Origin of the sequence: Pseudomonas guariconensis, from assembly GCF_900102675.1 — a bacterium.
Taxonomy (GTDB): domain Bacteria; phylum Pseudomonadota; class Gammaproteobacteria; order Pseudomonadales; family Pseudomonadaceae; genus Aquipseudomonas; species Aquipseudomonas guariconensis.
The window spans coordinates 1-23,644 of record NZ_FMYX01000016.1 but is presented as its reverse complement, the minus strand read 5'-3'; the positions used below and the strand labels follow the sequence as shown (position 1 = coordinate 23,644).

General features: G+C 57.4%; 21 protein-coding genes and 2 pseudogenes. 10 read left to right on the top strand and 13 right to left on the bottom strand.

The features are described 5' to 3' along the window. Window positions 1-58: 58 nt before the first annotated feature. The gene (metE, locus tag BLS27_RS21630; protein WP_090346815.1) at window positions 59-2,353 is read right to left on the bottom strand and encodes a 5-methyltetrahydropteroyltriglutamate--homocysteine S-methyltransferase; all 2,295 of its coding nucleotides are present in this window, start codon (window positions 2,351-2,353) and stop codon (window positions 59-61) included. 261 nt (window positions 2,354-2,614) lie between these two features. Here metE and BLS27_RS21625 point away from each other — a divergent pair, with 261 nt between their 5' ends. Together BLS27_RS21625 and BLS27_RS21620 are read left to right on the top strand one after the other, a co-directional pair. After that, entirely contained in the window at window positions 2,615-4,099 is a 1,485-nt protein-coding gene (locus tag BLS27_RS21625) for a methylenetetrahydrofolate reductase C-terminal domain-containing protein (RefSeq protein WP_090346814.1), read from the top strand. Window positions 4,100-4,261: 162 nt separating this feature from the next. Continuing rightward, window positions 4,262-5,956, top strand: a complete 1,695-nt coding sequence (locus BLS27_RS21620; RefSeq protein ID WP_090346813.1) for a hypothetical protein — start codon at window positions 4,262-4,264, stop codon at window positions 5,954-5,956. 139 nt (window positions 5,957-6,095) lie between these two features. Here the strand turns inward: BLS27_RS21620 and BLS27_RS21615 are convergent, their stop codons facing one another. Further along, window positions 6,096-6,320, bottom strand: a complete 225-nt coding sequence (locus BLS27_RS21615; protein WP_090346812.1) for a hypothetical protein — start codon at window positions 6,318-6,320, stop codon at window positions 6,096-6,098. Between the two features lie 595 nt (window positions 6,321-6,915). On the opposite strand from BLS27_RS21615, the gene BLS27_RS21610 reads away from it, so the two are divergent. Next, entirely contained in the window at window positions 6,916-7,134 is a 219-nt protein-coding gene (locus tag BLS27_RS21610; protein WP_043209622.1) for a hypothetical protein, read from the top strand. A 57-nt stretch (window positions 7,135-7,191) separates the two neighbouring features. Here BLS27_RS21610 and BLS27_RS24335 read toward each other — a convergent pair whose 3' ends face one another. After that, on the bottom strand, window positions 7,192-7,458 hold the full coding sequence (locus tag BLS27_RS24335) for an Imm8 family immunity protein (RefSeq protein ID WP_090346811.1): 267 nt from the start codon (window positions 7,456-7,458) through the stop codon (window positions 7,192-7,194). A 657-nt stretch (window positions 7,459-8,115) separates the two neighbouring features. Here BLS27_RS24335 and BLS27_RS21600 point away from each other — a divergent pair. Further along, on the top strand, window positions 8,116-9,498 hold the full coding sequence (locus BLS27_RS21600; RefSeq protein ID WP_090346810.1) for an SIR2 family protein: 1,383 nt from the start codon (window positions 8,116-8,118) through the stop codon (window positions 9,496-9,498). 248 nt (window positions 9,499-9,746) lie between these two features. Here BLS27_RS21600 and BLS27_RS21595 read toward each other — a convergent pair. Together BLS27_RS21595 and BLS27_RS21590 are read right to left on the bottom strand one after the other, a co-directional pair. Further along, a pseudogene (locus tag BLS27_RS21595) lies at window positions 9,747-9,925 on the bottom strand (transposase); the annotation flags it as partial. Window positions 9,926-10,066: 141 nt separating this feature from the next. Continuing rightward, window positions 10,067-11,083, bottom strand: coding sequence for an ADP-ribosylglycohydrolase family protein (locus BLS27_RS21590; RefSeq protein ID WP_244155259.1), 1,017 nt, complete (start codon window positions 11,081-11,083; stop codon window positions 10,067-10,069). Window positions 11,084-11,133: 50 nt separating this feature from the next. Here BLS27_RS21590 and BLS27_RS21585 point away from each other — a divergent pair, with 50 nt between their 5' ends. Further along, window positions 11,134-11,871, top strand: a complete 738-nt coding sequence (locus BLS27_RS21585; RefSeq protein ID WP_482211643.1) for a DMT family transporter — start codon at window positions 11,134-11,136, stop codon at window positions 11,869-11,871. Window positions 11,872-11,959: 88 nt separating this feature from the next. Here the strand turns inward: BLS27_RS21585 and BLS27_RS21580 are convergent, their stop codons facing one another. Then, window positions 11,960-13,090, bottom strand: coding sequence for an L-dopachrome tautomerase-related protein (locus BLS27_RS21580; RefSeq protein ID WP_139205768.1), 1,131 nt, complete (start codon window positions 13,088-13,090; stop codon window positions 11,960-11,962). Between the two features lie 51 nt (window positions 13,091-13,141). Here BLS27_RS21580 and BLS27_RS21575 point away from each other — a divergent pair, with 51 nt between their 5' ends. Then, entirely contained in the window at window positions 13,142-14,032 is an 891-nt protein-coding gene (locus BLS27_RS21575; protein ID WP_090346847.1) for a LysR family transcriptional regulator, read from the top strand. 36 nt (window positions 14,033-14,068) lie between these two features. On the opposite strand, the gene BLS27_RS21570 is transcribed toward BLS27_RS21575, so the two are convergent. The 6 genes from BLS27_RS21570 to BLS27_RS21545 all read right to left on the bottom strand — a co-directional run bounded on the left by BLS27_RS21570 (window position 14,069) and on the right by BLS27_RS21545 (window position 19,378). Then, a complete protein-coding gene (locus BLS27_RS21570) occupies window positions 14,069-14,857 on the bottom strand; it encodes a glycine betaine ABC transporter substrate-binding protein (protein ID WP_085601734.1) in 789 nt (262 codons plus the stop codon). An 11-nt stretch (window positions 14,858-14,868) separates the two neighbouring features. After that, on the bottom strand, window positions 14,869-15,966 hold the full coding sequence (locus BLS27_RS21565) for a major royal jelly family protein (protein ID WP_244155261.1): 1,098 nt from the start codon (window positions 15,964-15,966) through the stop codon (window positions 14,869-14,871). An 81-nt stretch (window positions 15,967-16,047) separates the two neighbouring features. Beyond that, entirely contained in the window at window positions 16,048-17,055 is a 1,008-nt protein-coding gene (locus BLS27_RS21560; RefSeq protein ID WP_090346808.1) for a zinc-binding alcohol dehydrogenase family protein, read from the bottom strand. Window positions 17,056-17,236: 181 nt separating this feature from the next. Beyond that, a complete protein-coding gene (locus BLS27_RS21555) occupies window positions 17,237-17,755 on the bottom strand; it encodes a carboxymuconolactone decarboxylase family protein (protein WP_085601737.1) in 519 nt (172 codons plus the stop codon). Between the two features lie 38 nt (window positions 17,756-17,793). Further along, complete coding sequence (locus BLS27_RS21550) at window positions 17,794-18,558, bottom strand: SDR family oxidoreductase (RefSeq protein ID WP_085601738.1); 765 nt, start codon at window positions 18,556-18,558, stop codon at window positions 17,794-17,796. Between the two features lie 25 nt (window positions 18,559-18,583). After that, window positions 18,584-19,378 carry an SDR family NAD(P)-dependent oxidoreductase gene (locus BLS27_RS21545; protein WP_085601739.1) on the bottom strand — a complete coding sequence of 265 codons (795 nt, stop codon included), beginning with the start codon at window positions 19,376-19,378 and terminating at the stop codon, window positions 18,584-18,586. A gap of 105 nt (window positions 19,379-19,483) precedes the next feature. On the opposite strand from BLS27_RS21545, the gene BLS27_RS21540 reads away from it, so the two are divergent. The 4 genes from BLS27_RS21540 (at window position 19,484) to BLS27_RS21525 (ending at window position 22,936) form a co-directional block, all read left to right on the top strand. Next, window positions 19,484-20,428 (top strand): GlxA family transcriptional regulator, encoded by a 945-nt coding sequence (locus BLS27_RS21540; RefSeq protein WP_085601740.1) that lies wholly within the window; start codon window positions 19,484-19,486, stop codon window positions 20,426-20,428. A gap of 66 nt (window positions 20,429-20,494) precedes the next feature. Next, window positions 20,495-21,043 carry a TetR/AcrR family transcriptional regulator gene (locus tag BLS27_RS21535; RefSeq protein ID WP_085601741.1) on the top strand — a complete coding sequence of 183 codons (549 nt, stop codon included), beginning with the start codon at window positions 20,495-20,497 and terminating at the stop codon, window positions 21,041-21,043. 165 nt (window positions 21,044-21,208) lie between these two features. Beyond that, complete coding sequence (locus tag BLS27_RS21530; protein WP_085601742.1) at window positions 21,209-22,069, top strand: N-acyl homoserine lactonase family protein; 861 nt, start codon at window positions 21,209-21,211, stop codon at window positions 22,067-22,069. Window positions 22,070-22,192: 123 nt separating this feature from the next. Beyond that, window positions 22,193-22,936, top strand: a complete 744-nt coding sequence (locus BLS27_RS21525; protein ID WP_090346807.1) for an MFS transporter — start codon at window positions 22,193-22,195, stop codon at window positions 22,934-22,936. On the opposite strand, the pseudogene BLS27_RS24330 reads toward BLS27_RS21525, so the two are convergent. After that, window positions 22,834-23,262 (bottom strand): annotated as a pseudogene (locus tag BLS27_RS24330) (integrase domain-containing protein); the annotation flags it as partial. The gene BLS27_RS21525 and the pseudogene BLS27_RS24330 sit on opposite strands and share 103 nt — an antisense overlap. Window positions 23,263-23,644: the final 382 nt, after the last annotated feature.

Below are 23,644 nucleotides of genomic sequence, written 5' to 3'. Positions count from 1 at the left end.
GTGCCGGCACAAAAAAACGCTACATCGATCGCGATGTAGCGTCAGCTCAGGGTTCGAATCAGGCCAGTGCCGTACGGCGCAACTCCCGCGCCGCGGCCACCATGTTGACCAGCGCCGCCTCGGTCTCCAGCCAGGCACGGGTCTTCAGGCCGCAGTCCGGGTTGACCCACAGGCGCTCGGCGGGGATACGCTGGGCCGCCTTGTTCAGCAGCCCGATGATGTCGTCCTTGCTCGGCACGCGCGGTGAGTGGATGTCGTACACGCCAGGGCCGATCTCGTTCGGGTAGTCGAAGCGCTCGAAGGCCTCCAGCAGCTCCATGTCCGAACGCGAGGTCTCGATGGTGATCACATCGGCGTCCATGGCCGCGATCGACTCGATCACATCGTTGAACTCGCTGTAGCACATGTGGGTGTGGATCTGCGTCTCGTCACGCACGCCCGAGGCGCACAGGCGGAAGGCTTCGGTGGCCCATTCCAGGTAGTGCGGCCAGGCGCCACGGCGCAGCGGCAGGCCTTCGCGGAAGGCGGCTTCGTCGATCTGCACGATCTTGATGCCCGCCGCCTCCAGGTCCAGCACCTCGTCGCGGATCGCCAATGCCAGCTGGCGGGCCTGGACTTCGCGGCTCACATCCTCCCGTGGGAAGGACCACATCAGCAGGGTCACAGGGCCCGTCAGCATGCCCTTCATCACCTTGTCGGTCAGGCCCTGGGCGTACTGGATCCAGCCGACAGTCATGGCCTTCGGCCGGCTCAGGTCGCCGAAGATCACCGCCGGCTTCACGCAGCGCGAGCCATAGCTCTGCACCCAGCCGAAGCGGGTGAAAGCGTAGCCCTCGAGCTGCTCGGCGAAGTACTCGACCATGTCGTTGCGCTCGGCCTCGCCGTGCACCAGCACATCCAGGCCGAGGTGTTCCTGGATCTGCACGGCATGGCGGATCTCGCTCTGCATGGCTTCGACATAGTCGGCCTCGGTCAGCGTGCCCTGCTTGAACGCCTGGCGCGCCAGGCGGATCGCAGAAGTCTGTGGGAACGAGCCAATGGTCGTGGTGGGAAACGCCGGCAGATCGAGCCCCGCCCGCTGCTTGGCGATGCGCTGCGCGAAGGGCGACTGACGCTGGCTGTCCTTGGGCTGGATCGCCGCTACGCGAGCCTGTACCGCCGGCTTGTGGATGCGCGGCGAGGTGGCGCGGCTGGCCTGTACGGCGCGGCTCTGGGCCAGCGCCGCGATCACCTCATCGGCCTCGGGCGTGTTGATCGCCTTGGCCAGCAACGCCACTTCCTGGCACTTCTGCACGGCGAAGGCCAGCCAGCTCTTGAGCTCGGCATCGAGCTGATCTTCGCGGGCCAGGTCCACCGGGCTGTGCAGCAGCGAGCACGACGGCGCCACCCACAGGCGATCGCCCAGGCGCTCGGCGGCGTAACGCAGCACGTCCAAGGCCTTGTCCAGGTCGCAGCGCCACACATTGCGGCCGTTGACCACGCCCAGGGAGAGGATCTTGTAGGCCGGCAGGCGGTCGAGGATGGTCGGGAACTGCTCCGGCGCCCGCACCAGGTCGATGTGCAGGCCATCGACCGGCAGGTTGGCCGCCAGGCCCAGGTTGTCTTCCAGGCCGCCAAAGTAGGTGGCGACCAGCTTTTTCAGCGGCGCGCGCTGCAGGATGTTGTAGACGCGCTCGTAGGCGTTCTTCCAATCCTGGGGCAGATCCAGCGCCAGGATCGGCTCATCGATCTGCACCCACTCCACACCTTGGGCGGCCAGGCGGTTGAAGATCTGGTCGTACAGCGGCAACAGGCGATCCACCAGCTCGAGCTTGTCGAAATCGGCGCCCTTGGTCTTGCCCAACCACAGGTAGGTCAGTGGGCCGATCACCACCGGCTTGACTGCGTGGCCCAGGGCCTTGGCCTCGTCCACTTCCTCGAACAACTGCTCCCAGCTCAGGGCGAACGCTTGGTCAGCGGTGAACTCCGGGACCAGGTAGTGGTAGTTGGTGTCGAACCATTTGGTCATTTCCTGGGCGTGGCCACCGCCACAGCAGCTGTCGCTGACGCCTCGCGCCATGGCGAACAGGGTGTTCAGGGACGGCTTGGCACCCTCGTGGCCAGCAAAGCGGGCCGGAATCACGCCGAAGGTCAGCGAATGGGTCAGCACCTGGTCGTACCAAGCGAAATCGCCGACCGGCAGCAGCTCGATCCCGGCGTCCTTCTGCACCTGCCAGTGGGCGGCCCGCAGCGCCTGGCCCACGGCGCGCAGGCCGGCTTCGTCCAGCTCGCCCCTCCAGAACGCCTCCTGGGCCTTCTTCAGTTCGCGGTCCCGACCGATACGCGGAAAGCCCAGGTTGTGCGCCAGTGCCATGTCTTATCCCTCAGAAATCTTGAAATTGAATGAGGGAATTTTCTCGGCTGAGCCATTGTGAGACAAACTCATTAAATTTGAGATCAACTCAAGAATTTCTCATGATCGTCGAACAGGTCGAGCGCAACAAGGACCCGCGAAAGGGTCAGCACAACCACTTCGAATGTCTCTTTCAGCGCATTTCCCTACGCAACCGGACATGACCCAACCCTCGCCCTGCCCCACAATGCCACCGTGCCCCAACCCGATACCCGAGCGCCCATGAGCCAGCTGAAAACCGCGCTGCACGACAACACCTTCGTCTGCATCATGGAGTTCGTGCCCAAGTCCTCCAGCGAGCGCTTCGCCAGCCTCGAAGCCCTCATGGCGCGCCAGCACCTGTGCGGCTGGCCCATGACCGTGGCCATCGCCGACCGGGTCGGCAGCCCCTTCGAAATGTCGCCGCTGGACGCCTATTCAAGCTTCAGGCAACCCCTGCCGGCCCTGTTGCACTTCTCCGGCAAGGACCGCGAGCGCCACCACTTGCTGGAGCAGTTGCAGCAGATGGACGCCGCCGGCCTCGACCAACTGCTGTTGCTCACCGGCGATCGCCTGCCCGGCCACGTCCCCGGCCAGCGCCCAGTGCGCTACCTCGAATCCATCGCTGCCCTGCAGACCGTGCGCCAGGCACGCCCCGACTGGCTGCTCGGCGCCGGCATGCACCCGTTCAAGTACCGCGAGGAAGAAGGCGGCGCCCAATACTTCAAGGCCGAAAAGAAGCTCGCCGCCGGCGCGGACTTTCTGGCCCTGCAACTGGGCTATGACGCCAGCAAGCACCTCGAAGCCATCCAGTGGATGCGCCGCCAGCCCCACCCCAAGCCACTCACGGCCTGCGTGATGGGCCTCACCCTGGGGCGCGCGAAGATCTTCGAGCACGTCGCCGGCATCGTCGTCACCCCGTCCATGCACGATGTGCTCGCCGCCGAAGCCGAGGTCTCCAAGGCCCACGCCCAAGCCCGCAGCCTCGAACGCCTGGCCCTGCAAATCATCGGCCTGCGCCTGATGGGCTATGCCGGCATCCACCTCTCCGGCATCCACGACCTGGAGCAGCTGGACGCCCTGGAGCGCAGCCTCGAACACTGGCAGGCACGCCTGCACTCGCTGGAGCAATGGGCCCCGGCCTGGCGAGCGTGCTGGCAGATGCCCGGCCTGCCGGATGTCACCTTCCATCCGCCCGGCGCCAACTGGCGATTGGGCGAATCCCAGGTCAGCGCCTCCCCTAAGGAGACCGCGCGCTATCACCTGCTGCACGGCCTGCATTCACTGCTGTTCAGCCGCCGCAACCCACTGAGCCAGGCCTTCGGCTGGGCCGTGCAACGCCCGCTGTGGAACACCCCCACCGGCGCCCGCGTGCTCCATCGCCTGGAACGCAGTGCGAAAAGGCCTCTGGTCGGGTGCGACACCTGCGGTACCTGCCGCCTGGAAGACACCCTCTACATCTGCCCGGAAACCTGCCCCAAAGGCCTGGCCAACGGCCCCTGCGGCGGCACCACGCTCAACCGCTGCGAGTTCGGCGACCGCGAGTGCATCCACAGCGTGAAGTACCGCACCGCCAAGGCCGTCCGGCAAACCGCTGTGCTCACCGAACGCCTGATCCCCTGCATCGACGCCGACAGCCGCCACCGCAGCTCCTGGCCCACCTGGTTCCAAGCCCCCGCCGCGACCACCACCATCGCCAAGCCCTGTGGCAGTGGCCTTGCGCCGTAGTCGACCACCGAGGCCACCCTCAAAGCACCTGCCCTGCACGCCAGCGAAGTGCCCGAGCTGGACAACTGAACCCACGGCGATCGGGCCCAAAGGTGGCCCTCCCCGCCCACCCCACTTACACTCACCGGCCATCAGGACAGCCAACGCAGTTCAAGGACCGGCATGAACGAAACGCTCTATTGCGCCCAATGCGGCGCCACCCACACGGCCGAAGCCAACTTCTGCCACCACTGCGGCAAGACCGTCGCCAAGCACGACACCGGCACGGCGACCTTGCAAGACGCACAGCCTAGCCAGTCCCAGTCATCCAACTTCATCGCCAAACACTGGCGCGGCGAGTACTCGCTCGGCGTGTCCTACTGGCTGTTCGGCTTTCTCCTGACGCTGCTGATCATCGGCCTGTCCCTGGCGATCGATACCGTCAGCGACGCCATGAGGCTAGGCACCCAGGGCCATGGCGTGCTGATCGTCGGCTATTACTTGGGCATCCTGGCGGTGTCGGTCTGGCAGTTCGTCGGCGTGTTCCGCTCGGCCTCGGCCCACGTTTCGCGCGGCGGCAAGGCCTTCTGGGCGATCCTGGCCAAGGTGCTGGTGTGCCTGGGCGCCATCCAGATGGCAATCAGCGTGGTCAAAGACGGCGTCCCCATCCTGCGCGAAGGCGTGGACATGATCCGCGGCACCGACAACATCCCGCCCTACGCCCTGCGCCTGATGCGCGACGACACCGAACTCGAAGTGGCCGGCGGCCTGCCCATCGGCACCACCGACGCCGTGCGCGACCTGCTCGATGCCTCGCCAAAGGTGCGCGTCATCCACCTGAACAGCACCGGCGGGCGCATCTACGAAGCCAACAAGCTCGCCGACCTGATCGCGCAACGCCAATTGATCACCTACACCCGCACCAGTTGCTCGAGCGCCTGCGCCCTGGCCTTCCTCGCCGGGCGCGAACGCTACATCGGTGAAAAAGGCCAGATCGGCTTTCACAGCGCCTCGGTCCATGGCGCCACCGGCAGCGACGAGCTGGACGTCAACGCCAGCTTCAGAACGGCACTTTCGCGAGTCGGCGCCTCGCCTGAATTCATCACCCGCGCGACCACCACCAGCCCCACGGACATGTGGTACCCCGATAAGGACACCCTCAAGCAACAGCACATCATCACCGAGCAGGTCGACTCCCGGTACTTCGGGCTGTCTGGCCTGACGCAATGGCGCGACGCCAACCAGATCGAACAGGCCCTGTTGAAGCAACCCGTCTTCGCCGCCCTGGCAGCCCACGACGCAGACAACTATGCCCACCTGAGAAAGATCGTGGTCGACGGCGTGCAGAGCGGCCGCTCGACCGTCGAGATCCAGGCCGGCATCCAAGCGCTGATCGCCACCTCCATCGTGCCCAACTACCTGGTCCGTGCCCCCGACCACGCCCTGCTACGCTACTGGCGCGCGCAGGTCGAGGAGATGAAGTTCTTCGGCAAGACCAACCCGGCCCATTGCCTGACCTTCCTCGGCCTGGACAACAACACGCCCAAAGTCGAGCTGATTCACCAGATCCCCAAAGCCCAGGCCAACGAAGACCTGGCAGCCCTGGTCGACGTGGTGGAGCAAACGGCCAAACACCCGGTACACGCCAAACCCTTGTCGGTGTACGAGCAAGACTTTCGCCGCGTGCTGATGAGCGTCATGGCCAAGGACCGCCGCGCCGTGGAAATCGTGGCAAACCCCGAGCGGTTCACCCATGAGCCCAAGGCGACCTGCAACAGCATGGTCCTGCTCTACGACACCATCCTCTCGCTGCCGGACTCCACCCTATCGGCCGGCCTGCTGCGCAGCATGGCCGCAGACGTGGCCAACCCGCAGTAATGAACAGCACGTCCCCTGTGGGAGCGGGTTTACCCGCGAAGAGAACACCACCGCTCTCCAACCCTCCCTTCCACTTATCCACAGCCAAACAAAAGCCGCGTCCTGACAACAAGACGCGGCTTCAATCAAGCATCACGGGCTAACGGCCTACGCGCTCCTCATCGCCCAGCAACTTGCCACACTGCTCACTGGCCAACCGGCTGATGATCTTGATCGCCTGATGAATCCCCGCCGAGGCGCGAAAGCTCAGTTGGGGTTCGTGCTCGCACTCCAATTGCTCGTCGCGCTGCACCAGCGATTCGCCGAGCAGTTCGAGGGTCCAGACGTAGCTTTGTAGGGTGGTGAGGCGTTCGTGGTCAGTCATGGGGCACCTGCCTTGGGGCTGGCGTTGGGTTGCCCTGGGTGTGGATGGGGTAGAAGCGGTGGGAAGCCCGAGGAGTTGGGCGGTGGAGAGCGGATGCGAGGATCCGGAACAGACTTGTGATGGTCATGCATGAGGTCCTTTTCATTTGAAGCACCACGCCAACCGTCGCCAAACGATTAGGGTGGCAGCTGTACGCAGGTTGGCGAACCGAGGAAAAGGAACTCGGCAGACCCGAAGGTCTCCCACGCACAGCCGCCATTACACGAGACTGCGGGCACAAAAAAAGCGCCTGCAATCGTGATCTGGGCGCCATTGCGCCTTTTCGTTCGGGTCGCCAAACCCGGACGCGGAATTTGCCGCGACCGGGGGAATTTATCCCTGCGGCTCGATCAGCGCAAGGACTGGGGTTTGATCTGAAAGGTATTGCTACGAAATCCCACCCCGCCCGGCCATAACCCGACGGATAGCCATACCGTTGGGTACAGAAACGTCATTGAAACGATGAGTGGTTAGGGCTGAAATCCAGCAAGACGGCATAATGGCATCGCATTTTTTACGACCCCTCCACCACCCCGCCTTCGCGAGCCCCTTTGTAATGAATACCCAAACACGCTACTCGATCATCCTGGAACACAGCGCCGAGGTACTCCTCGAAAACGCCTCCATGGCCCAGGTGGAAGCGTTTTGGGATGACAACGATGAACGGTATTTCGGGTTGCGAATCGAAGATGAGCGAAGTGCTCATGCGCGGGTGATTGTCACGGATGAAGTGCCGGATGAGGAAGAGGATGGGGTTGTTGTGCTTTGCGCCTGATAGGCGGCACCAAAGTCCTTCACTAGAATTCTCGAAGGTGCCGCACCGGGGGCAGTTTCAGGCTTGATAGCCTTCAAACTCCCAAGCGTAAAAACGTGCTGATTTGCATGCGAGTTCAGGCCAACTAGCCCCTTCAAATTGCGATATATTCTTGATTATCGCGTCAACAATTAGCTGATAATGAAAATTCTTGACGATCAACAAGTGCCTTCCCCATACCGGCTCCCATATATTGTTCGCCAGCCATTCCGGAGTGCAAACAAACACTTCGAAATCATCCCCAGCGCTAGTCCCTTCCGGACCAATGCGAAGCCTTAGCCCTATAAAAAAAACTCTGAATCAGCTGGCACATAAGAGCGTATATCAAGCTCATCAGATGACAGTTCCTTTAGGTTCTGTATGAAAAGCCTTGATACTCGGTGATGCTGCGTTGAAAACAGCCTCGGAATACTCATTTACAACCCTTAAAGTCGAGCGCGACTCCGACCGTTCTTCGGCTGCTTTCGCCTTGCCTGACCTTCGTCTAAAGACTTTTCATACAGACCCTAACGGCCGACGCTATCTCTGATGGAGCGGGCTCACCTGCGAAAATCTGCGAAGCCGCTGCCATGCACCCCTTCGCATTCTCCGCCGGTAAAACTGCTCCCACTGGAACGGCACACAGCTTCACCACGCCGTATTTGTCCGCTACAGAGCCTTCGCAGCAGGCAGTTTCAGTTGCATAGCTTCCAGTCGCGAGCGGCTGCTTTCGACTCAGCCAATCGACGAGAACTACATGCCGGTTGAGTAGCGCCCGCTCAATGCGACGCTGGTCGTCATCGATTGACCTACATCGCAGAGCAATCGTGCTCCGTCCAAATATCTATGGACCCGCATCCCGCTCTCTCTACATGAGTTAGTAAGCCCTTTCTTACCCCTTGAAAGACAGGCAGAGAAATGCGATATGACATTGTGCCATTACCGCAATGAGAGGAAAGGGAGATGCCTAGGGATTACGCGAAATACATCGAAGATGTAACGGAGGACATCAAAACCTGTATAGGAGATATGGCATGCCAGCCCATATTGTTCGTGGGGTCAGGTTTCACGAAACGCTACCTAAAGGGTCCTAACTGGGAAGAACTGTTGAAGGAGCTAGCGGCGCGCTGTCCAGAGATTACACGACAGTTCGCCTACTACAAGCAACGCTACCCCGACTTCGTGGACATTGGCACTGAATTCTCGGAGAGGTACAACGATTGGGCGTGGGGTGCTGGCCAAGACCAGTTTCCACAGGAGCTATTTGAAGAAACGACCTCGCCGCAGGTCTATATCAAATACACTGTAGCCAGGATTCTCAAAGAGCTTCTAGCAACGGAAAAGCCCGGCCTACAGGATGAAATCGAACTTCTGCAGAAAATTCGGCCGCACTCCGTGATTACTACCAATTACGATGAGTTGCTGGAGGGAATCTTCCCAGATTACGAAGCTATCGTGGGGCAACGGATCCTTTACGCCAATCATTCAAGTATCGGAGAGATATTTAAAATCCATGGCTGTGTCTCTCAACCCGAGAGCATCGTACTAACGCGAACTGACTATGAGGAATTTGTAAAACGCAAGAAATACCTGTCCGCAAAGCTTCTCGCGTTTTTCGCTGAACATCCATTAGTGTTCATTGGCTACAGGGCTGAAGACCCCAACATTAAAGCAATTCTTGCGGACATTGACGAAATTCTATCGGAGGAAGGCAAGCTCATACCTAATATTTACATTCTTGAGTGGGAAAACCGTGATCTCGCGGAGGAATACCCTCGTCGTGAAAGACTTATTCCGGTTTCAGATCACCGAAGTGTGATCATAAAAAGCATCGTCGCCAATGATTTTAGTTGGGTCTACTCTGCCTTTGGCGCGAATGAAGCGCTTAAGAATGTGAACCCCAGATTATTAAGGGCCTTACTCGCTCGGACCTACCAACTCGTGCGGACCGATATTCCCAGAAATCCTATTCAGGTCGACTATAAAGTGTTGGCCAACGTTACAGAGGCTGACGGGGAATTGGCAAAATTATACGGAATAGCCGACGGCGCTGATGGTCTGGCCTTCAACCTTAATTTTCCCTATACACTTACCACTCTGGGTCAGGCGATGGGATATCAGGCATGGCATGCTTGCGATCGTTTAATCAGGACGATTTCTGAGACTGCTGGAGTCGACCTCAAGAAGTTCGACAACAAGTATCACTGCGCGATAATGAACGGAGCAGAAGTTCAATCCCACCGTTATTCTGAAGCATGCAAAGATCTTTTGGAGAAAGTTAGAACGGGAGAAGATTACGTTCAAGAGGTGCAAAAAGAGGCGGAGGCCAAAGGCCATCGTAATTAAACACTCTCAACAAAGCGACAGGGGAAAGTACCCTGAGGCAAAGACTGGAACGCTTGTCGAAAGCACATCTCCATTTACAAGGACTCGAAGGGACATCGCATGTCTGATTCGCAAAATTTAAAAAAACTCAAGGCTGCATGGGGTGACTCATGCCAGTCGATGTGAGCTGAAATTCTGTCCATTACAATGGCAGGGTGAAAAATGAGGACTGAGCTATTTCCTGAGAAATAAATCAGTCCCCTTTTCCCTTTGCTGGTCGGCGTGACGCCGCCGCGCTCCTGCTGAAAATGATTAATCCATCGGCGCAGGGCCGACTCGACCAAGCCGAGCGAACGGGCCGCTTCGGGATGGCTGTAGCCTTGATCAAGCACCAGGCAGGCTGCTTCGCGCTTGAATTCAGGTGCAAGGTACGGCGTTGCTTGGTCATCAGACACCTCTCTGCGGCGAGCATTCTCGCCTAAATGGATGCCCGGAGTTAGTAGACCACTACACCTATCAGCCGTAGCCAGCCGTATGAGGAGAAAGGGCCTCAGGCAATCTTCACAGAAGTTTGCGCAAGGCCAGGTCGCTATCCGCGCCTGTGACGCAGACGGGTAGCTCTCGCTTTTGCCACAATCGAGGCGTAGCCAGTAGCCAGCGTTACCCCATTGGGTTGTTCGGCGATCAACAGCAGGTGTTGACCAATCAACTCGGGGTCAAAGCTTTTGATCGCTTCTGTAGACAGCGCATCGATATCGACTGTAATGCCTTTGCTAGGAATGAAGTCTTCCTCATACAACACATCAACAGCAACCGTCTGCTGCGTATCCGTGTAGCTGTCTTGCACTGCGAAGGTTGGCACCGCAACGTGAGTGTCAATGTCGGTGTCATACACAACCTCTGAATCCGGCACTGACAGCTCTGCTTCGAGCTCAAGATCTTGCGATTGGTAATCGAAAAGATCAGCCATATTCTTTTCACGCTCGACGGCTTTATCAACAGCCTGACTACTCACGCCCAGCTCGGCACGCATTCGAATCAGGAAACTTTGTCCCCAAGACGAAGCGAACCATTGCCAAGCGGCCCCCTTTTGCCGGCCCTTGAATCTCTGACCGACGGGTAAAACAGGGCCAAATCCCTGAAGGACATACTGACCATCAGCAACGGTCAATGTATCAATAGCTGCTCTAGGCGCCTGCCAGTATAAGGTGTCCGGATATGGAAAAGTGCCCTCTGTATCACCTTGACTGATGTTAAAAAGACGATTAGCTTCCATCCGGATATACGGCTCGTCTTGAATCTCACCAATAAACTTGGCATCAGGTTTAGCTGCACCAATCAATGCGCCCGCCATACTCGCGATAGTGTCAGTATCACTCCACAGCAGATTGGCAACCACTTCCATGATCTCTTGAGATCCGGCTCGCTGGCCCAAAAACGCAGCCACATTAGCGAAGAGTGCCGACTTGAGCCCAGAACCCCGCTCCTCTTTACTGAGGCCGTTATCACCCTCTACGATCTTTGCATACAAAACTGTGGCTGACTCATTGGTTTGCGCGAAGCAATCCATAGCCTTGCGAACAGAAAGACTCCACTCATTGGCCACCTCATCAGCGGCGCGTTCCAGTGTAGTCTTGCTGTTTTTTTCCCAGGTATCTGGTTGCGAGAGGACAGCTCAAGCTCCCCGTTAGAGAGGATGTGCCAATCATCGCAAGCGTGGGTTTGTTGCAGATGATGGCTTTCACAGGTCTGGGTATGGTGGCGATGGTTCATGTCGACACTAGCCGCGCTGTGCTCTTGGCATACACAACGCCACTGTGGTGTGTGGTTGTCGCCTGGGTCATGTTCCGTGAAATGCCCTCCAGGTTGCAGATTGCAGGGCTTGTCATAGGGATGTCAGGGATCGCGGCTGTGTGCTCCCCAGGAGAGCTCGAATGGACAAATCAGGAAACAGTGTTGGGGGCAATATTCCTGCTTCTTGCAGCGGTCAGCTGGGCGATTGTCATCCTTCATGTGAAACGTCATCGGTGGGTGACCCCGCCTCTGGCGCTTGCCCCGTGGCAGATGCTCTTGGCTACCATACCATTGGCGATTGCAGCCTATGTCAGCGAAGGCTCACCGACATCCCTTGTCCTGGATAGGAAACTCGCTGAGGAATTGTTCTTCATCGGTCCGATTGCGACATCGGCGTGCTTTGTGATTTCTGCGGAGTACGGACGGCGAATTTCGACGTTTGGCATGTCAAATTTCACCCTTGGGGTACCCCTGATTGGAACAGTGTTCTCTTGCTTGGCTTTTGGTGCGACCGTTTCCACCATGTTCCTTGCCGGGCTCGGCCTTGTGGTTTTGGGGGTCGTGGTCTCTGCATTAGCTTCGCGCTCCCGCCGGACCTGAACCATAACGTTTGGCGAAGGCTTTTCGATAAACCCGTTTCAGAGTTCGCAATGCGTAACGCATTAGCTCTGAAACGGGTGCAGTGAGGTTACTTAGGGTCTATGCGATAGACGCTCAGTGGTCGCTCGACCTTCGATGCGCCATGGTTGAACAAGCCTACTCGATCGACTTGCGCTGCCGGCAAGTACAATCTGCCCTGGTTGTCGAACGCGGGTGCATCGACCCAGTGCAGGCGAGTGTCCTTTGCAATGGTCTGAATGGTGCCGTCAGTGGCGATTCGCTTGACGCTATCTTCAGCTAGGTCACTGAAGTAGAAATTGCCCTTGCTGTCCATGACTGTCCCACCGACCGGCGGCAGATCTCGCCAGAACTCGACATGTTGGATGAGCTCAACTTCAGGCACGTTGGCATCATCCAGCCAGCGCGTTTCAATCTTGTGCCAAGGGCCTTCCAACGGTGCGAAGTAGAGCCATTTCCCGTCCGGGGATACCTCAAGGGGATCGGAATGCACCCTCAATGCTGTCCCATCTGGCGCTCTGACTACTTTGCCGCTCAGGATAATGTCGCGGTTCTTGGGCGCGCGTACAGCAGGACTGGTCGTCAAGACGCGCCGGGCTTTGTTGGTTTCGAAGTCCAAGACAACGATGCCAGGAACGCCAGCGTCCGTCAGGTAGGCATGCTTGCCATTGAGTCGGATATCGTCGATGTAGCTATGTTCTTGAGCGATGCTGCTGTCGAATGGGATGACCTTGATCACTTCGCCGCTTTTTAGGTCAACGACCACGACCTTTGCACCACCTGGAATGACTTTGCCGCCGAAGTCAGTTACGCCTGCATCGACTATCCACAGCCGGCTGTTGTCATCAACGCGCATGGCATTGACATTGACGAAGCGCTGTTCGGCTGGAATGGTCGCGTCATTGCTATTCCAGCGCTCGTTTGGAAAGGGATGGGGCTGGCCAGCTTGGTCCAGCTTCGATACGGATGGCCCCGCTGAGCCAGTCCATTTTGGGCCGGATACGTATAGGCTTCCGGCGCTGTCCACGGCCACCGCATTCCATACAGCATTTACCGATTGGGCTACCACGTGAAGGGTTGGCGGCACCTCGGCGTGGGCGACACCGATAAAGCCTGCCATCACAGCTGTTAGTGCAAGTCGTTTAGGGAAGTTCATTGCAAGTTCCTGTTTGAAGGGCTGGGCAATGATCTTTTTTCCCATTACGCTGAAAAACCTCGCCACCACGTAAAGAATTTCGTCAAAGTGAAGAAAATCATACGAATCGATGATCTGCAGGTCTTCGTATCGTCGGCTGCTGCGGGTAGTTTCTCCGCCGCGGCGCGGTTGCTCGACATCTCGCCCGCCTTGGCGAGCGGTGCCATTCAGCGTCTGGAAAGCAACCTGGGCGCGAGATTGTTTGTTCGCTCGACGCGTCGGTTGAGATTATCCGATGATGGCGAGCGCTACTTGCCGCACGCGCGGCAAGCCTTGGAAGCACTTGATAATGGCGAGGTGGCGTTGACCCAGGGCCGTGACGAAATCGCTGGCACTATTCGCTTGTCGATGCCATCTGATATCGGCAGGAATGTGTTGCTTCCGTGGCTTGATGAGTTTCAGCAAACGCACCCCATGGTACGTCTGCAATTGCGGGTTAGTGATCAGGTGGCCGATCTGGTTGGGGAACATCTGGACGCTAGTATCAGGTATGGGCAGTTGAGTGACTCGGGCCTGGTGTCCTTGGCACTCGCACCGATGAACCGCAGAACAGTCTGCGCCTCGCCGGCGTATCTCGCGCGTCATGGTATGCCGGAATCTCCTGAGGCGTTGAGCGGGCATAATTGCCTGAGATATGTGATGGGCGAGCAAACCTACGAGCGTTGGAGCTTCAATTTCCCACAGGGAGTGCGGACGGTTCAGGTGACAGGTGATCGGATCAGCGATGATGCCGATATTGTTCGACGCTGGGCTGTCGCCGGATTGGGGATCGTTTACAAGTCCAGGCTCGATGTTGCTGAGGATCTTCGTAGCGGCCGCCTGGTTGAGCTATTCCCGGAAAGCTATGGGCAGCCGGCACCGCTTCAGCTGGTATGTGCCCATCGCACATCGCTCACGCCGGCCATCCAATCGCTTAGAGCCTTTCTGGCAAAACGTTTCGAAAGCTAGTCGGGCAGTGGCGGGGCACCGGGCCCCGCTATTGATTCAAGCTTGCGCCGGTGCTGACTGACGGGAGAGCCAAATGTCTGCAGCGTCCAAGGCTGAAAGCTTTTTGTGACGGATAAGAAAATCAAGCTCACTGACCGCGGCATTGCCAGGTTGTAGCGAGATTAGGTCCTCAATCAGTTCTTTCGGCATCTTTTGCACAACGTCACTGGCGGCAATGAGCGTTGCTTGATCTTCACCACCCAACAGCCCGAGCGGTTCATCCAGGGCTCGGATTTTGTAGGCATGGTGCAGATATTGAGGATGCCACAGCGGCACGACAAACCATTCCCGCTCGGCATAGGATTGCTCATAACGATTGAAGCAATCGGCCTCGGTGCCTTGCGCAAAAAAGTAGCCTTCAGCATCCAACTCGTATTGCGTCACCATGGCTTTGGAAAAGCGACTGATACCAGCACCAGGGTTTATGCCTTGGATGCGGCGGCTCATCCGCTGGGCAACATCCGGCCTCAGCAGGTCTGCAATCGTAGCGACCTGATCCTCCGGTACATAATCAGGCACACCCCAAATGCAGAACGGGTTGTAAAGAACTCCAAGGGAAGTGCTCGGTTTCTTGCAAGCTGCCAGGTAGGCACCGTGGCTGGCTGGCAGCCAGGCTGATACGAGCATCTCTACCTGTCCTTCGCTGTACAACCGGAACATTTCCTCATGAGGCGCTGTGCTGACTTCCACCAGATAACCATGTCGCTCTAGCGTGCGCTGCACAAGCGCTGCGCTAGCGGCATGGAAGCTGAGGTCGATGTAGCCCAAGCGAATGTGCTTTTGCATGTCATTCCTTATCAATGCGTTTGCGCAGGCTTGGCGTCGATCTTGACGCGCATCAGGCTGTAAGGCTTCACCCGTTTGTCTTGGCCATCGTTGAAGCCAGGTGAGCGGTGCAGCTGGTTGGCAGTGAAGTACAGATACCCGTCTGGGCCGATCGACAAGGTATCCGGCCAAAGGACTCGCGAATCCTCGACCACGGTTTGCCAAGTGCCATCGGCAAGGCGTTTGCGGATGGAGTTGTGCTCATAATCGCCCGCATAGACTGCACCGTCAGCATCAGCCTCAAGACCGTCGGAGGCGCCTTTTTCACCCAGGTCCACAACGGCTCGTTCAAGTTCGGCTTCGCTTACATTGGGGTCTCGCAACAAAGCCGTTGGAACCGAATACAGGTGTCGACTCGAAAGCGGGCAGAAGTACAGCGTCTTACCATCGCTCGACAGGGCGATGCCGTCCGAGGCTACGGTCAGCAGTCCTGATTTACCCTGCGCGTCGCGGGTGATGAGTGCTGGTTTCCCTTCGATGACAGGTCGGAACTCAGGGTCTACGGAAGTTGATTTGGCCCCGCTAAGGCGACGGGTTGCCGTACCGCTGGCCAGGTCCAGGACGATGATTCCGCCTGGCCCTTTTACCGACGAATCGGTGACGTAAGCGGTACCTTCTTTACCTACGCGAAAATCAAAACGTACGTCATTCACATAGGTTGTTGGCAGAATCACTTCACGCGGGAACACAACTGTTTTCACGATCTTGTTGGTGTTCAAGTCGATTGCGATCAGCTTGGCTCCACCTGCCTTGGGCTCGGAGAAGCCGGGAGCGGCTGTATCCAATACCCAGACACGCCCTTGACCGTCAGCTACGACGCTCTGCACGCTGATGAACCCGGCGGCCGGATCCTTGGCGTTTTCGACATTCGTTTTCAGGTCCGGGTAAGGAACCAGATGGCCCTGTCTGATCTCCGCCACAGTGTAGGGTACGTCATCTCCCCAACGAGGGAAGTTGATGAAGATCCGACCCGTTTCGGTGACGGTCACGCCTGTAGGCATGGCGCCATTGAAAGCGAAAACACGTTCGGGGTTGGTGCCTGTGCCCGAGGCGGTATCGGCCATGGCCATTGCACTGAGCGAGACCGCGACAGCCAGGCCAGTGGCTTGGAAGAAAGCTTTCATATGCTTGTCCTTGAGCGTATCAGCGGGTTAGAAGCCTTCGAGAACGATCTTGCCTTTGGCTTTGCCGCTCTCGATCAGCGCATGGGCGCGCTTGAGGTTATCTGAGCTGATTTTGCCGAAGTGTTCCCCAATGGTGGTCTGGATGACGCCGTTATCGACCAGCTCGGAAATTCTGTTCAGCAACTGATGCTGTTTGATCATGTCTGCGGTTTGATACAGAGAACGCGTGAACATGAGTTCCCAATGCAGCGAAAGCGATTTGCGCTTGAGTGGCATGACGTCCAGTTGTGCTGGGTCATCAATCAGCGCCAGTTTGCCTTGTGGGCGAAGCACTTCAACGATCTGGGGCAGGTAGGTTTCGGTATGGGTCAGGCTGATGACGTAGTCGACCGGGTTGAGTTTCAGGTTTTCAAGCTGCAGCGGGATCGAGGCGGAGTGATCAATCACATGGTGGGCGCCCAGTTCCCGTACCCAAGACTGAGTCTCTGGCCGCGACGCTGTACCGATGACAGTGAGTTGGGTAAGTTTGCGGGCCAGCTGGACCAGGATGGAGCCAACCCCACCACCGGCGCCGATGACCAGCAGGCTTTGCCCTTTACCACCGTTCTCCTGAACGCCCAGTCGATCGAACAACAGCTCCCAGGCAGTAATGGAAGTCAGCGGCAAGGCTGCGGCACTGGCATTGTCCAGGCTACGTGGTTTTTGGCCGACGATGCGCTCATCCACCAGGTGAAATTCGCTGTAGCTACCAGGGCGATCGATAGCGCCGGCGTAAAATACTTCGTCGCCAACGTTGAACAATGAAACGTCGCTGCCCACTTCACGGACGATACCAACGGTATCCCAACCCAGCACTTGGCCCTCTTGGCTGGTATTGCGGGCTCGCACCTTGGTATCTACCGGGTTCACCGCAATCGCCTTCACTTCTACAAGCAGATCTCGAGCACCTGGGGTGGGCTTCGGCAGGTCCGTTTCGAACAGGGAACGAGCGTTTTGGATTGGCAAACCAGCTTCTTGGAAAACTACGGCTTTCATATGAGGTTGTCCTTTACAGGTCAGAGAGTGATGTCAGGCTAACTCCCTTCGTGAGCCTCAAAAACTAGCTAACCCGAGGAAGACTTTCGCCGTTTCGCTGAAGGTTGAGGCGATCAGCCATTCGAGGAATGGCTGATCGCCTTGGAAGGAGCGCACGCGTCGCTCAAAGTCAGGCGTCGGGTCAGATCGCTTTCGGTGGGAAGTCGATGTCTGTTTTCGCCACGTTGTTTAGGTAGTTCGTCAAGGTCAGCAGGGAGACTTGCGCGATGACGTCGACGATTTTTGCATCGTCCAACCCTGCTTCCCGTGCGGTTGAGAGATGCTCGTCACTCACTTGGCCGCGGCTGAGGGTGACAGCCCGAGCCAGTGCAGCGACTCCATTCAGCGTGCCAGCGCGCGCCGCCAGCAAATCATCAGCGTTCAGTCCGGTCTTCCCACCGAAGAAGCTGTGAGCCGCGACGCAATAATCGCATCCGTTAACTTCCGAGGCCGCCAGTGCCGCTACTTCACGTTCGGCAGGTGTCAGGCTGTTCTTGCTAAGCGCCTGTGCCAGAGCGAGATATCCACCCAAGGCTGCTGGAGAGTGAGCCAGGGTAGCGAAGGCGTTAGGGATGAACCCCAAGCCTTTTTCAATGCCCTGAAGGGCAGTGCGCGCAGCGGCTGGAGCTTGGTCAAGGGTCAAAGCAGCAATTCGGGTCATGATTTTGCTTCCTTCCAGGTTGTCCAATGCGTTTATGTTCAGGCGACAGGGATAGGGTTTTCGGCCAGAGCCTGGTTGAACTGGTTGATCAGTTCATGCTCGTTTGGCCCTTGGTTGGCGCGTACTGGTACGACGCGGTCAACCAGGACTTCGGTTGTCGCTGTTTCCAGTTTTTCCAGGGTTTCCTGGATGAATTCGTCCAGCGGCATGGCGCGTTCATCACCACTTTTGTGGATCAGATCGGTGTCTACCCATGGCGGTGCGATTTCCAGAACCTTGACGCTGGTATCGCGCAGGGCAAAACGTTGCGACAGCGAGTAGGAGTGAATCGCAGCTTTGGTCGCCGAATAGAGGGCTGTCGCGGCCAGTGGCAGATAGGCCAGTACCGAGCTGTTGTTGATGATGTAGGCATCGGGTTGGCGCTTGAGATGCTCTACAAACGCTGCGCTAACACGCACCGGGCCCAGCAGGTTGGTTTGCAGCAGCCCTACAGCCTGCTCATCGTCATAATCCCCAGAGCCTGGGTTGTCGAAAGGCATGATGCCGGCATTGTTGATGATGACGTTCAGCGAGGGATGCCGACGGATAACCTCTTGTGCAACGTCCTTGATCTGCTGGTGATCATTGATATCAAGCTGAACGGTGTCGATGCCGGGATTGGCGCTGGCGATTTCATCCAGCAACGATTGGCGTCGGCCCGCGATGATGACTTTGTTTCCACGCTGGTGGAACGCTTCGGCCAGAGCGCGGCCGATGCCCGAGGTGCCGCCAGTAATGAAGATGGTGTTTGCGCTAGTTTTCATGTTTTGTATCCTTTCAATTGATTGATTAAACGTCGTAACGCGGAGCGAGTTTGTTGCTGGAGAGATGTCCGAAGAGCGCCTTGCGGCTGCTTTCGTACAGCTCGAAATGCTGTATGTCCTGCATGGAAGGGATGGAGATCAGGACACCGTTGTCGAAGTCTTGAAGGGCGCCATCCACCAGGTCGCTTGCTGACATCACGATGTTGGGATCGAGGTTCTCGACGGGCAGCCCCCCGATCTCCCAGAAATCGGTAGCCGTAGCTCCTGGCAGTACCGCCTGAATCTTGATGCCCTGTTCTGCCAGCTCTTTGTGCAGCGACTGTGTGAAGGCCGTGACGTAGGCTTTGCTCCCGCCATACACGCCATTCAGAATTTCCGGTGCCAGGCTGACGATTGATGAGATATTGATGATTGCGCCCTGTTGGCGAGCGCTGAAGCCTGGAACTGCGGCGTAGGTCAGTCGAGTGAGTGCCGTGACGTTGAGGCTAATCATCTCGGCCATTCGCTCCACGTCGCTGTCCAGCAAACGGGTGTGAGTACCGATGCCTGCGTTGTTAACCAACAGATTGATGCTGGCGTCTTCGCGCAATTTGCGTTCCACTCGCGCCAGGTCCGCTGCGTTGGCCAGGTCTGCGGGGAAGACTTCAACGCTCTGCTGAGTCTCGTTGGTGATGCGGCTCGCAAGAGCGTTCAGGCGATCACGATTGCGGGCGACCAGTATCAGGTCATAGCCACGTTGAGCCAGGCGGTCTGCGAAAACTGCGCCGATGCCGGTGGATGCGCCTGTGATCAGGGCGGTGCCTTTGTATTCCTGAGTCATGGTCCAGCTCCGTTGTTTGGGTGTGGAGCCATGATGCAAAAAAACAGATTTGTCTTAAACGACGCATATGGTCATGTTTTAGGACATCACAATCGGAGCACGGTCATGCATCGAATCGGCTACTTGGTCACGGACGGATTTCAGGTGATGTCTCTGGCCACCCAGGCGGTTTTTGAATTCGCGAACATGGTCGCGGGCGAGCCTGTGTACCGGATTCAGAACTACTCGGTGTTAGGAGGGACCATTCGATCATCCTTGGGTATGCACATCGATACGCTGGCTTTGGATGATCCAGGGCTTGCAGATAGCTGGATGATCACAGGGACACTCACTCCGCTTACGCCTCCCGCTGCCGAGGTTCTGTCCCGCGTGCAGGGATTTGCCCAGAGCTCTAGGCGCATCGCGGGCATCTGCACAGGAGCGTTCGTCTTAGCTCAAGCGGGTGTCCTCGATAACCGGCGTGCGACTACTCACTGGGCATATGCCAAGACTCTTCAAAGCATGCACCCGAGCATTGAGGTGGAAGAGGATCGCATCTTCATTGTGGACGGCCCTGTTTGGACCTCTGCAGGAATGACCGCAGGCCTCGACATGGCATTGGGGATGGTGGAGAAGGATTTGGGAACGGAGCTCGCGAAATCGGTTGCTCATAAGCTCGTAATGCACCAGCGCCGATCGGGAGGGCAGTCTCAGCACTCTGAGTTGCTTGCTCTGGCGCCCAAGTCTGATCGCATTCAGAGCGCTTTGGATTATGCACGTAAGCATTTGAATAGGGCATTGAGTGTTGAAGAGCTCGCGGAGGTTGTTCATCTGAGCCCAAGGCAATTCACGCGCGTCTTCACTGCCGAAACCGGTCAATCACCTGCTAAAGCGGTGGAGAGCCTACGACTAGAGGCAGCTCGGCTAATGATCGAGCAGAGTCGCCATAGCCTGGACACGGTAGCAAGGGAAACCGGGTTCAGGGATCGTCGACACATGCGCGAGGTATTCATCCGAGGTTTTGGGGTTCCCCCGCAAGCAGTTCGCCGCGATGCGAGGCGAGTCGGATAGAAAACGCTTTCCTATTAAACCGAACGGTTCGATACTGGGGTCATGTCGATCGTTTAGGTACCGAAAATGGGACGCCCTCGAAAATTCAATCGTGAGACGGTTCTGGAGAAGGCACTGCCCGTGTTTTGGCAGTACGGCTACTCCGGCACCTCTCTTCATCATCTTGAGCAGGCTACGGGTGTGAATAAGTCAGGCCTGTATTCAGAATTCAAGGATAAGGATGATCTGTTTCTGAGCGCTTTGGCGTATTACTACGCAAACCGCGGAGCACCAGAAATCCTGACTGCTCAGCCGCAAGGATGGGCGAATATCGAGCGTTTTCTTCGGCTTGGCGACCCTCAAGATAACGGGTGTATGGGCTGTTTTTCGGTCAATGCTTTACGAGAGTTTCCCGTGCTTTCCGACCAGGTCCGTCAACTGCTCGTGAATTGTCATCGTCGCTTGCTCCCGGAAATCGCTGACAACGTAAGGGCTGAGAAGACACGACTGGCTCCAGAGGTTGTTGCGGACATCATCATGGTGTTTTTCTCTGGTGTGTGCGTTGAAAGCTGCTTGCCTGCTGATGGGGCTGGCGATCGGGTCGACCATTTCATGGCCGCGTTGCGGGCTCTCTAAACGAATTCCATCACCTTTTTGAACTGAATGGTTTTTTTCTCTTGCGCCAGCGTCTGGGTCGCCCTATATTGAACCGATCGGTTCTTAACAGGACAGAGCGAGACGGCACTTACCCGTTCTGACGCTCTGTCTTAACCCAAGCGTCGCCCCGCAAGGAGAATCACCATGGCACTGAAGATCCATCCTATTAACCTCGGAAACATGCAGATGGATTCGAGTGGTCTGGTCATGTTCCGGAACCCCGGCGAGCAAGTCACCATCTCGGTTCTGGGTTTTCTTATTACTGGAGGGGAGGAACCGATCCTGGTCGATACGGGGTCACGTAATGCCCAGCAGTATGAAGAATATGGACTGACGTACGAAGTGACGCCGCAAATGACGCTTGAATACCATCTGGCCCAGCATGGGTTGCGGATTAACGACATCCGGCACATCGTCCACACGCATGCTCATATCGATCACGTCGGCATGACTGATCTCTTCCCGATGGCGACTACAGTCGGCATCTCCCGTCGTGAGCTGGAGTTCGCTGCATCCGGCATCATGGGACCGCTCATGTACACCGCGGCTGATACCAAGCATTTGATTGATCGTCTCCACACTCGAGGCGCAATTCGCCTGTTCGATGTCGACGGTACGTTCGAAGAAGAGGTTATCCCTGGCGTAGCAGTTCGACTGTCTGGGGGACACACGCCAGGCTCGATATCGGTCTTGGTCGAAACTGACGAAGGAATGGCGAATATCTGCGGCGACATCGCCTATGACATCCACGACCAATTGATTGAGCCCATTCTCGATCAAGCGTCCCATGAACCGACGATCACAGCGAACCGGGCCATGTCCACACTGGATGAAAAGAAAGCTCTCAAAAGGGCGCTTGCAGATAGCAAATTTCTGCTTCCAAGTCACGACGCGCCTGCCTTGATCAAGGGCGGAAAAGTCGTAGGGCGTATGCTCGATGCCATTTCTAATCCACAAGCTGACGTTACAAAAGCGATTAACTATTCGCTTTTGGCCTCAGTGTGACGCATGGCTTTCATAACCTTTGCACGCGCTCGCCCTTGGCGAGCCGTGCGCTTCGGGACTGGAACACTGGTATTTGCGATGGGCGTATGCCTGTTGATCAACCGCTTACTGTGAGCACAAGTCATGAACCAGATTCTGATAACCCCTGGAGTAAGCGTTGCCAATGACGACAAGCAGCGTCTTGGCCCGCGAACTCGGTTTGGGCTGCTTGCCTCCATCACAGTGACTTTCCTGGCTGGATCCAGCGTACCTACACCGTTGTATCCGATCTATCAGGACCAGTGGCATTTCACTGCGATGGGCATCAGCTTTATCTTCAGTATTTATGCCATATCAGTACTCGCCGGACTGCTAGTGTTTGGACGGCTGTCCGACTATGTCGGTCGTCGATCAGTACTGTTGTGGACGACTGTTTTGCAATTGGTGGCCATGTACATGCTGGGTGTAGCTGATGGCTTCACGGATTTAGTGCTTGGCAGGCTGATTCAAGGCATGTCGACAGGGGCTGCAGTTCCAGCGGTAGGCGCAGCCTTGATTGACCTCAACCACAAGCGCGGCGCGGTCGTGAATGCCCTCACTCCCGCCATCGGCAGCGCTGTTGGCGCTCTGATGGGTAGCGTATTCGCACAGGCATTACCGTACCCCACTCATACCGTGTTCGCGGCGCTAGCTTTTATTTTGGTCATTCAGGGCGTTGGTCTACTCATCATGAGGGATGTCCGCGCAAGAATACCTGGGGCTGCCCGGTCACTGATGCCTCAATTCCGCATAACCTGTTCGCGGTCTTGGCCTTGCGAAGCCGATTGGCGAACTCCGGTGCGCTGCATTCCCAACGCCTTGCTCGGACTGGGCAATTTCACACACTGATCACCGCGCAGCGCCGCCATTGTCCTGTTAACGCTGGATAGGCGGTTTTGTGCGGTGCTGATGGCGAGGCTACCGCACTCAACCGCATCGCGCAGGTACGCCGCATAGTCCGCCAATACCTTCCGATCAATCTGCCGCGCATCATTGATACCGGGCCCTTGTTCGGAGCGGCACCATCTGACGAATGCCTGCCACCGATCACAGTGTGCCTTCACCGTGCCGTAGTGGCCGCCGCCGAACATGTCTTTCAACGCCTGCGGCCCTGCATAGCTCAATTGCCTGCCGTAGCCGAAATTACGGCCATCGCGCCTACCCACCAATGCCATGTCGAATCACCTCATCGCCTGGTCTCTGATCCTCGCCCCACGTCATCCCGCCAAGAATGTTGAGTGTTATCAGGGATCAAGGCCCCTGCGACCTGTGGGGATTTTCTTTTTCGCGGGACTGGCGGCTCCTTACGTCCGGGAGCAAGGGCATCTCATGATCTGGCCTCCTGAACACCGTTACCGGTGGGCGGGTGGAGGCTGCATTGGCTGACGAGACCAGTGCCTGAAGATCCTGAGCCAAGTGCAAGCAGCAATGCGATGACCGGGGCATGCCTGACTGTCAGTCAGGTGCAGTCCGTTCCTTGGTCTGCGGCACCATCATCTGCAGCGCTGTTGCTGGTGACATCGGCGTTTGTCACGCCGATTGTCACGAGGGGGAATG

Coding starts and splice junctions, on each gene's coding strand:
- BLS27_RS21555 (WP_085601737.1), bottom strand. CDS start 17,755: ATGACCCGAATTGCTGCTTTGACCCTTGACCAAGCTCCAGCCGCTGCG.
- BLS27_RS21530 (WP_085601742.1), top strand. CDS start 21,209: ATGGCACTGAAGATCCATCCTATTAACCTCGGAAACATGCAGATGGAT.
- BLS27_RS21560 (WP_090346808.1), bottom strand. CDS start 17,055: ATGAAAGCCGTAGTTTTCCAAGAAGCTGGTTTGCCAATCCAAAACGCT.
- BLS27_RS21625 (WP_090346814.1), top strand. CDS start 2,615: ATGAGCCAGCTGAAAACCGCGCTGCACGACAACACCTTCGTCTGCATC.
- BLS27_RS21620 (WP_090346813.1), top strand. CDS start 4,262: ATGAACGAAACGCTCTATTGCGCCCAATGCGGCGCCACCCACACGGCC.
- BLS27_RS21600 (WP_090346810.1), top strand. CDS start 8,116: ATGCCTAGGGATTACGCGAAATACATCGAAGATGTAACGGAGGACATC.
- BLS27_RS21540 (WP_085601740.1), top strand. CDS start 19,484: ATGCATCGAATCGGCTACTTGGTCACGGACGGATTTCAGGTGATGTCT.
- BLS27_RS21525 (WP_090346807.1), top strand. CDS start 22,193: ATGAACCAGATTCTGATAACCCCTGGAGTAAGCGTTGCCAATGACGAC.
- metE (WP_090346815.1), bottom strand. CDS start 2,353: ATGGCACTGGCGCACAACCTGGGCTTTCCGCGTATCGGTCGGGACCGC.
- BLS27_RS21535 (WP_085601741.1), top strand. CDS start 20,495: ATGGGACGCCCTCGAAAATTCAATCGTGAGACGGTTCTGGAGAAGGCA.
- BLS27_RS21550 (WP_085601738.1), bottom strand. CDS start 18,558: ATGAAAACTAGCGCAAACACCATCTTCATTACTGGCGGCACCTCGGGC.
- BLS27_RS21615 (WP_090346812.1), bottom strand. CDS start 6,320: ATGACTGACCACGAACGCCTCACCACCCTACAAAGCTACGTCTGGACC.
- BLS27_RS21545 (WP_085601739.1), bottom strand. CDS start 19,378: ATGACTCAGGAATACAAAGGCACCGCCCTGATCACAGGCGCATCCACC.
- BLS27_RS21580 (WP_139205768.1), bottom strand. CDS start 13,090: ATGGGAAAAAAGATCATTGCCCAGCCCTTCAAACAGGAACTTGCAATG.
- BLS27_RS21565 (WP_244155261.1), bottom strand. CDS start 15,966: ATGGCCATGGCCGATACCGCCTCGGGCACAGGCACCAACCCCGAACGT.
- BLS27_RS21610 (WP_043209622.1), top strand. CDS start 6,916: ATGAATACCCAAACACGCTACTCGATCATCCTGGAACACAGCGCCGAG.
- BLS27_RS21570 (WP_085601734.1), bottom strand. CDS start 14,857: ATGCAAAAGCACATTCGCTTGGGCTACATCGACCTCAGCTTCCATGCC.